Origin of the sequence: Mesorhizobium sp. M7D.F.Ca.US.004.01.2.1 (assembly GCF_003997785.1) — a bacterium.
GTDB classification, from domain to species: Bacteria; Pseudomonadota; Alphaproteobacteria; order Rhizobiales; family Rhizobiaceae; genus Mesorhizobium; species Mesorhizobium loti.
This window is the reverse complement of sequence record NZ_RZRQ01000031.1, coordinates 23,716-31,983: the sequence shown is the minus strand read 5'-3', so window position 1 is coordinate 31,983 and position 8,268 is coordinate 23,716. Positions and strand designations below refer to the sequence as shown.

9 protein-coding genes and 1 pseudogene are annotated in these 8,268 nt (G+C 63.8%); 3 read left to right on the top strand and 7 right to left on the bottom strand.

Annotation, left to right across the window (positions count from 1 at the left end):
• The 7 genes and pseudogenes from EN993_RS07850 to EN993_RS07820 form a co-directional block, all read right to left on the bottom strand.
• A pseudogene (locus EN993_RS07850) lies at positions 1-218 on the bottom strand (ABC transporter permease); the annotation flags it as partial.
• Positions 208-1,158, bottom strand: a complete 951-nt coding sequence (locus tag EN993_RS07845) for an ABC transporter permease (RefSeq protein ID WP_206532354.1) — start codon at positions 1,156-1,158, stop codon at positions 208-210. The gene EN993_RS07845 and the pseudogene EN993_RS07850, both read right to left, overlap by 11 nt.
• A 14-nt stretch (positions 1,159-1,172) precedes the next feature.
• The gene (locus tag EN993_RS07840) at positions 1,173-2,183 is read right to left on the bottom strand and encodes an ABC transporter ATP-binding protein (protein ID WP_127262845.1); all 1,011 of its coding nucleotides are present in this window, start codon (positions 2,181-2,183) and stop codon (positions 1,173-1,175) included.
• 165 nt (positions 2,184-2,348) lie between these two features.
• Positions 2,349-3,503 (bottom strand): ABC transporter substrate-binding protein, encoded by a 1,155-nt coding sequence (locus tag EN993_RS07835; protein ID WP_127262844.1) that lies wholly within the window; start codon positions 3,501-3,503, stop codon positions 2,349-2,351.
• Between the two features lie 219 nt (positions 3,504-3,722).
• A complete protein-coding gene (locus EN993_RS07830; protein ID WP_127262843.1) occupies positions 3,723-4,634 on the bottom strand; it encodes a LysR substrate-binding domain-containing protein in 912 nt (303 codons plus the stop codon).
• An 82-nt stretch (positions 4,635-4,716) separates the two neighbouring features.
• Positions 4,717-5,334: a DedA family protein gene (locus EN993_RS07825; RefSeq protein ID WP_127262842.1), complete on the bottom strand. Its 618-nt coding sequence runs from the start codon at positions 5,332-5,334 to the stop codon at positions 4,717-4,719.
• Entirely contained in the window at positions 5,331-5,831 is a 501-nt protein-coding gene (locus EN993_RS07820; RefSeq protein ID WP_245468685.1) for a methyltransferase domain-containing protein, read from the bottom strand. The genes EN993_RS07825 and EN993_RS07820 overlap by 4 nt, the downstream gene beginning before the upstream one ends.
• Here EN993_RS07820 and EN993_RS37690 point away from each other — a divergent pair.
• The 3 genes from EN993_RS37690 (at position 5,818) to EN993_RS07810 (ending at position 8,265) form a co-directional block, all read left to right on the top strand.
• Positions 5,818-5,985: a hypothetical protein gene (locus EN993_RS37690; RefSeq protein ID WP_245468684.1), complete on the top strand. Its 168-nt coding sequence runs from the start codon at positions 5,818-5,820 to the stop codon at positions 5,983-5,985. The two genes, EN993_RS07820 and EN993_RS37690, sit on opposite strands and share 14 nt — an antisense overlap.
• Before the next feature lie 232 nt (positions 5,986-6,217).
• Entirely contained in the window at positions 6,218-6,892 is a 675-nt protein-coding gene (locus EN993_RS07815; protein WP_127262840.1) for a response regulator transcription factor, read from the top strand.
• Positions 6,889-8,265, top strand: a complete 1,377-nt coding sequence (locus EN993_RS07810) for a HAMP domain-containing sensor histidine kinase (RefSeq protein WP_127262839.1) — start codon at positions 6,889-6,891, stop codon at positions 8,263-8,265. The genes EN993_RS07815 and EN993_RS07810 overlap by 4 nt, the downstream gene beginning before the upstream one ends.
• Positions 8,266-8,268 lie beyond the last annotated feature (3 nt).

Below are 8,268 nucleotides of genomic sequence, written 5' to 3'. Positions count from 1 at the left end.
CTGACCGACAGCGATAGCGCCTGCCAGACATCCGGCCGGTTCCAGGTGACGGCGAACCACTGCGTCGTCAGGCCGGGCGGCGGCCAGACGAAGCTTTTTTCCTCGGTGGTGAAGGCATAGACGAAGATCAGCAGGATCGGCAGATGCAGGAACAGCAGGCCGCAGGCGGCGGCGATCTTCAGGCCGAGCGGGGCCGACTGGGAACCATCAGAGCGCATCGAAGGCTCCCATGCGCTTGGCACCCCAGAGGTAGAAGCCCATGATGACGATCGGCACCACGGTGAACGCGGCGGCGAGCGGGATGTTGCCGGCGGTGCCTTGCTGCGAATAGACAGCCTGGCCGATGAACAGCCGCGAAGTACCGATGATCTGCGGGATGATGTAGTCGCCGAGCGTCAGCGAGAAGGTGAAGATCGAACCGGCAACGATGCCCGGCAGCGCCAGCGGGAACAGCACGTTGCGGAAGGTCTGTCCCGGCGAAGCCCCCAAATCGGACGAGGCTTCGACCAGATTGCCCGGCACGCGCTCGAGCGCCGCCTGCACCGGCAGGATCATGAACGGCAGCCAGACATAGACGAAGACGATGAAGGTGCCGGTGAACGACACCGACAGCGAGTTGCCGCCGACGATCGGCAGCGACAGCCATGCGTCGAGCACCCACAAAAGATGCAGCTTGGCGAGCAGCCAGGTGAGGATGCCCTCCTTGGCCAGGATCAGCTTCCAGGCGTAGATCTTGACCAGATAGCTCGACCACAGCGGCAGCATGATCCCGAGATAGAACAGCGCCTTCCAGCGGCCACGTGCATAACGCGCCGCGTAATAGGCGATCGGGAAGGCGACAACCGCAGAGGCCAGCGTGACCAGAGCCGCCATCGTCACCGTGCGCAGGATGATGTCGAGATTGGCGGCCTGGAACAGGTCGCCATAGGTCTTGAGCGTGAACTCGCGGTTGATGAGGCCGGAAAACTCGTCGATGGAGAAAAAGCTCTGCGCCAAGAGCGCGAACAGCGAACCGATATAGACGATGCCGAGCCACAGCACGGGCGGCAGCAGCATGAGCAGCAGCAGGACCTTCGGCTTGCGCCAGAAAAGGTCCGACAATGCGCCACGCAGACCGCCGCTACCCGGCAGGATGGCGGGCGCCGTTGCACGCACCATGGCCGCGTCGAGGCTCATGTCGGCTCGTCCATCAGATGCAGGTGGTCGCGGTTGAAGGTGAGCACGACCGCCTCGCCTTCCCCGGGTAAGGCCGTGCCGGCCGGCACGATGGCGTGCAGCCGCAGCCCGTCGGCATCGAGCGCCAGCTTTGTCGTGGCACCGAGATAATTGGTCGAGACGAGGCGGGCGGATACGCCTTCGCCACTTGTGACCCCGCTGGCCGCGCGCCCGACGCGAATGGATTCAGGGCGGAGACTCCCCCAGCGATGCTGGCCGGAATAGCGCTGGACGAAATCCGGCGGCAGCACATTAGAGGAGCCGACGAAATCGGCAACGAAGCGGGTCCTCGGCCGCTGGTAGATATCCTCCGGCGTGCCGATCTGCATGATCTTGCCGTCGTTGAAGACGGCGACGCGGTCGGCCATCGACAGCGCTTCGCCCTGGTCGTGGGTGACGAAGACGAAGGTGATGCCAAGCGCCTTCTGCAGCGACTTCAGCTCCTCCTGCATGTTCTCACGCAATTTGAGGTCGAGCGCGCCGAGCGGCTCGTCGAGCAACAGCACCTTTGGCTGGTTCACCAGCGCACGGGCGAGTGCCACGCGCTGGCGCTGGCCGCCGGAAAGCTGGCCGGGGCGGCGGGCGCCATAGCCGGGCAACCGCACCAGTGACAGCGCCTCTTCCGCTGCCTTGTGCCGTTCAGCCTTGCCGACGCCCTTGACCATCAGCCCGTAGGCGACGTTGTCGAGCACGTTCAGATGCGGGAACAGCGCATAGTCCTGGAACACGGTGTTGACGTTGCGGCGATAGGGCGGAACGCCCTCGGCGCGTTCGCCAAAGATCGAGATCGAGCCCGATGTCGGCTGCTCGAAGCCGGCGATGAGGCGCAGGCAGGTGGTCTTGCCGGAACCGGACGGCCCGAGCATGGCGAAGAATTCGCCCGGCGCGATGTCGAGATCGACCGCGTCGACGGCTCGCACGTTGCCGAAATGGCGCGAGGCTTTCTGGAAAGAGACGGCGGAGGTCATGGGCTGTCAGTCTGTTGCCGGGTTGATGTGTTGATATCGCGTGACGTCCGCCCCCCTTGTGGGGAGGTTGCGGCGAAGCCGCGGGTGGGTGCCTCGAAAATGCCGAGCAGACCCCACCCCGACGCTATTGCGTCAACCCTCCCCGCAAGGGGGAGGTAAGGGCGCTCACCGCCCGCCGATGACGCCGATATAGTCAGACACCCAGCGGTAGTAGGGCACGCACTGATCGTTCTGGGTGGTGCATTTCGACACCGGCGTCTTCCAGAATTTGATCTTGTCGAAATTGTCGTAGCCGTTGGTCTTGCAGCCCTCGTCGGTCAAAAGCTCATTGCCCTTGCAGGCGGCGGGGACGACGGGCAGCGAACCGAACCAGGCCGAGACATCTCCCTGCACCTTCGGTGACAGCGAATGTTCCATCCACATATAGGCGCAGTTGGGGTTGGCGGAGTCGGCTTCCATCATCGTGGTGTCGGCCCAACCGGTGGCGCCCTCCTCCGGGATGGTGGACGCGATCGGCTTCTTGGCGGCGACCAGCGTGTTGACCTGATACGGCCACGAGCCGGAGGCGACGACGCCTTCGTTCTGGAAATCGTCGACCTGGATGGCGGCGTCGTGCCAGTAGCGGCCGACCAGCGTGCGCTGGACGCGCAGCAATTCGAGCGCCGCCTTGTACTGGTCCTCGTTCAGTTCATAGGGATCCTTGATGCCGAGTTCCGGCTTGTGGAACATCAGATAGTTGGCGGCATCCGCAATGTGGATCGGTCCGTCATAGGCCTGGACGCGGCCTTTGTTGGACTTGCCGTCTGGTAGCTTCATTTCCTCGAAGACGATATTCCAGCTCTTGGGAGCCTCCTTGAACACGTCGGTGTTGTACATCAGGACGTTGGGGCCCCACTGGTAGGGAACGCCGTAGTGGGCGCCGCCGACGGTGAACCACGGCGCGTCCTTGAGGCGCTCGTCGACCGTCTTCCAACTCGGGATGAGATCGGTGTTGATCGGCTGCACGCGCTTGCCGGCAACGAGGCGCAGCGAGGCATCGCCTGAGGCGGTGACGAGGTCGAAGCCGCCCTCATTCATCAGCGAGACCATCTCGTCTGACGTATTGGCCGTCTTGACGTTGACCTTGCAGCCGGTCTCCTTCTCGAAGGAGGTCACCCAGTCATAGCCCTTGTCGGTTTCGCCGCGCTCGATATAGCCCGGCCAGGCAACGATGTTGACCTGGCCTTCGCCCTTGCCAAGTTCCTTGACCTGGGCGACGGCCTGACCGGAAAAGGTCAGCGCAACCGTCAGTGCAGTGCATGACTTCAGGAATGAATTCATTGTCGATCTCCCATTTAGGCGCCTGACCCCGAAAGCCGCTTCCGGTCTTCGCTAGGGGTCACGCGCGGACTGAAAACTGTCAGTTCGTCCGTTGGGCTTGATGCCGCTCTGATGGAGGCTTTGGTCCCTGGACCGAAGGTGCTTTGAAAATTCCGGTTTCGCAAATTCATTTATCAGAAAGGCGATATCGGTTTTTCCGATAGGTCGGCAGCCGATGCCTCAGGGACGCTGACGGACCGTCCGCTGCGATTGCGCAAGGCCGATGAAATCGCGCGCCGCCTGCGGCAGGTCGGAGCCACGCCGCCAGACCATGCCGACCTGGACCACAGGCAAGGAGCCCGAAATATCGCGCGATTCGATGCGGTCGCCTTCCAGCGACCAGGGCCGGTAGACGAGATCGGGCAGCAGCGCCACACCGGCGCCGGTCGCGACCAGACTGCGCACGGCTTCCACGGAACGGGTGCGGAAAGCGACGTGCGGCTTGGCGCCGATCGCCGTCAGCAGCTTGCCGGTATTCTCCTCGATCTCGTCAACGGTCAGCATGATCAGCGTTTCGGAGGCAATGTCGCCGATGCTGATGATGTCGGCGCTGGCAAGCGGATGGCCGAGCGGCAGCCACAGCCGGTAGGCCGAGACTTCGAGGATTTCCGACTGCAACGCGGTGCGGTCGCGCAAATTGGAGGTGACCATGACGGCAATGTCGAGCTTGCCGCCGATCAAGAGATGTTCGAGGTAGTCGCCATTGTCCTCGATGGCCGAGACCTCGACACCAGGATAGGCGCGACGGTAGCGGGCGAGCAGATCCGACAGCACATAACCGGCGACCAGCGAGGTGACGCCGAGCTGCAGCCGACCGCCCGCCACCGCCTGCTCGCCGGAGAAAGAGCGGCGCGCGTCGGAAACGTCGGCGAGGATTTTTGTCGCGTGGCGGAGGAACTGATGACCCTTGTGGGTGATGTTCAGGCCGCGCGGATGGCGTTCGAACAGTTCGACGCCGAGATCGCTTTCAAGCTCCTTGATCGCTTCGGTGACCGACGATTGCGAGATCGAAAGGTTTTGTGCTGCACCCGAAACCGTGCCTTGTTCGGCGACGGCGATGAAGAACTGCAGCTGACGGATGGTGAAAGCCATGGCCGGACTAAACACCGGCAGCCGAGCGAAGGAAAGCCGACGGCAGAGCTTATCCCGTGACCGGAGATCCGGCGCTGCGTAGTCAGCCGAGCGCCAACTTGATGCGCCGCCGGCATGCGGGGCCATAGCGCAGCGCAAGCATGAATGCCGTCTCCAGAGCCACGACGATGACGATGATGCGCAGGCCCACCGTGAAGGAATCCCGGTCGCTGCCGCGCAGCAGATAGCCGGTGGTGAGAAAGCCGGCGTTCCAGAGCGTGGCGCCGAGCAGCGTCGCGGCCGCAAAGGGGAAGGCAGGCAGACAGAGCGCGCCGGCTGCGATCGGCAGGTAATTGCGCACCGTCGGGATGAACTGCGCCAGCAAGGAGATCCGGACGTGATAGCGCCGATAGGCCTGGCCGAGCCTGCGGTAGGTCGCGTGGCGCAGGAAGACATATCTGCCGAAACGTTCCAACAGCCTGTCGGCACGGTCGGGTCCAATCCGGCGGCCGACCGCATACCAGACAAGGCAGCCGCTGGTGGAGGCAAGCGTCGTCACCAGCAGCAGGATCGCCAGCGTCGAACCATCAGGCGCCGCCGTCATGCCGAGGAACAGCAGCAGCACGTGCGACGGCGGGATTGGCAGGATCTTTTCGGTGAAGGCGAGGCAGAAGACGCCGAACAGACCGAAGCCGAGGATGGCCGCCAGCGGCCCCGTCATGCGAAGCGCCAGTCAAAGGTGCTGAGCGTCTTGATCCTGGCGATGCGATAGACCGTCGCCGGCGGGAGGTTGCGAAAGGTATGGCCAACCCGCGTGACCTCGAGATCGAGCCGATCGAGCAGCGACTGGTCGAACGGACAGCGCCGGCCGAGCGTGAACTGATAGAGCGCGCCGCCCGGGCGAAGATTTGCGAAAACCCCGTCGAGAATGGCGAGCGTCTTGCGCGGTGAGATCAAGCGGAAGGGCAGACCGCTGATGGCGGCGCCGACCGCCGGCCCCTGGAATAGCGATAGATGGCGCAGACCGGCGGCATCCATTTCGAAGACCCGGGCGGCAGGAAAGCGCCGCTTGAGCAGTGCGGCGAAATCCGGATCGGATTCGATCAGCGTCAAATCCTCTTCACTAACCCCGCGCGCCAGCAGCGCCCGGGTGAACGGGCCGGTTCCCGGACCAAGCTCCAGCACGGGGCCGGTGTCGGGACCGATGTCGCGCGTCATCAATGCCGCCAGGCTGGAACTGGACGGCGTGACGGAGCCTATCCTGAACGGCGCCACGGCCCACGCCATGAGAAAAGACAGAGCATCATTTGCAGACATAGCTAAACCTCAATCCGGACAGCAGCGCGACAATCAGTTTGGTGCGGCCATTTGATTTCGTTTCAGCGTCGGACCCGAACCTGTTGCATAGTCGGGTCCGACGCCTTGATGCCGGCATGACGGTTCGTGCCGACCGGTGCTGTTTGCTGCGACTGGATTGCATGGACATTGCGCAAGGTGGCAGATGCAAAGAAAGGGTGCGTCGACGCCCGCTGCCAGGATTTGCCATGCTTGCGCAATGTTGGCGCTGTAGCGCCCGCAGCAGTGGTCTTGTTAGAGGATGGTGGATGCGTATCTTGCTGGTCGAAGACGAGCCTGAAATGGTCTCGGCCTTGCGTGCCGCGCTGAAGCGCCACGACATGGTGGTCGACCACGCCGGCTCGCTCATCGAAGCGGAGGGCTTCGTTGCCGCCGACAGCTACGACGCCATCCTGCTCGACCGCCAATTGCCGGATGGCGACGGGCTGTCGCTGGTTCCCAGACTGCGCGCAGCGAAGAACACCACGCCCGTGCTGATGCTGACGGCAAAGGGCGACACGTCGGACAAGGTCGATGGGCTGAACATGGGTGCGGACGATTATCTGGCGAAGCCGTTCGCCTTCGAGGAATTGCTGGCCCGGTTGCGAGCGCTGCTCAGGCGCCCGGTGCCGATGCAGTCGCAATTCATCCGCGCCGGCCATCTGGTGCTCGATGTCGGGTATCGCGAGGTGTCGATCCGTGGCGAGCCGCTCGGCCTGCCGCGCCGCGAACTCCTGGTGCTGGAAACGCTGATGCGGCGGACCGGCCGCATGGTGCAGCGCGAGGCGCTGATGGAAGCGGTGTTTGGCCTCGACGACGAGATTCAGTCCAACGCGCTCGACACCCACGTCTCGCGCCTGCGCCGCAAGCTCGCCGACGCCGACGGCGGCGTGACGATCAACGGCATTCGCGGCGTCGGCTATCTCCTGCGCGAGACGACATGACGATCAAGCGCCCGCGTTCGCTGAAATGGAGCCTGGTGCTGCGCATCGCGTTGCTGCAATGCGCGATGCTGACACTGATCATCGTCGGCATTCTCGGCGCCATGCTGGCCACGGGTCTCATTCCGCACGACTATGAGGACGGCACGATGGACGTGCTGGCGGATGCGGTGGCACGCGATGCCGGCGGCAAGCTGGTCCTCAACGAGACGCCGGATATGGCAAAGCTGCGATCTGGAGTTCCGGACCTCTGGTTCATCATTCGCGACAAGCAAGGGCAGCGGCTGCAGGAGGGAACCGTACCGACCGTCTTCCAGCCCTTTGTCGGACTGCTGGACACCATCAGCGATGCCCGTATCGACCCGACGCTCGGGCAAGCCGCGCCACCTGGAGGAAAGATACGCTGGACCGATACGGCAGCCGGCAACGTCCAGATCTTCAGCGGCACCAAGGGCGGGCTTTCGCTTATGCGCCTGCTCGGGCAGGCGCCGCAATTTTTCCTGCAAGGGATATTGCCGCTCGCCGGGCTGATGGCGCTGGCCACGCTGTTCGCGACGCCCTGGGTGGTGCGCGGCGCGCTTTCGGGTCTTGGCCATGCGGCGGCCGAGGCCGGGCGCATCGACGTCGACCAGCGCGGCGTGCAGCTGCCGCTGAAGGACGTGCCCTTGGAGGTGACACCGCTGGTGAAGGCGGTGAATGCGGCGTTATCGCGCCTCGACAAGGGCTATGAGCGCCACAAGCGTTTCCTGACCGACGCGGCGCATGAACTGCGAACACCGGTCGCCATCCTCAATACACGCCTCGCCTCGCTACCGGCGACACCGGAACGGGCGCGGCTGCTGCAGGACGCAGCGCGGCTTTCGACGCTGACCGACCAGCTGCTCGACCTGCAGCGTCTCGACCGGCAGGCCGCGGCTTTTGAAAAGGTCGACCTTGTGGCGATTGCGCGCAGCGTCATTGTCGACCTCGCGCCGATGGCGTTTTCGGCCGGATACGAAATGTCGTTCGAACCCGAAAGAGAAACAGTTTTCGCCTCCGGTGACCGCACCGCGATCGAACGCGCTGTGACCAATCTCGTCCAGAACGCCATCGAACATGGCGGCCGCTCGGGCAAGATCACCGTCAGCATTGCAGCTCCCGCCGTCATCGAGGTGCGTGACGAAGGCGGCGGCGTGCCACTGAGCGAGCGGGAACGCGTGTTCGAACCGTTCTACCGGCTGCGCCCGCAGGATCACGGCGCCGGGCTCGGCCTCAACCTGGTGCAGGAGATCATGCAATTGCATGGCGGGCGTATCGAGATCCTCGACGGCAAGCCGAATGGCGCCTGCTTCAGGATGAGTTTTCGCGCGTTTGACATCGATGCGAATCGTAACTAATTA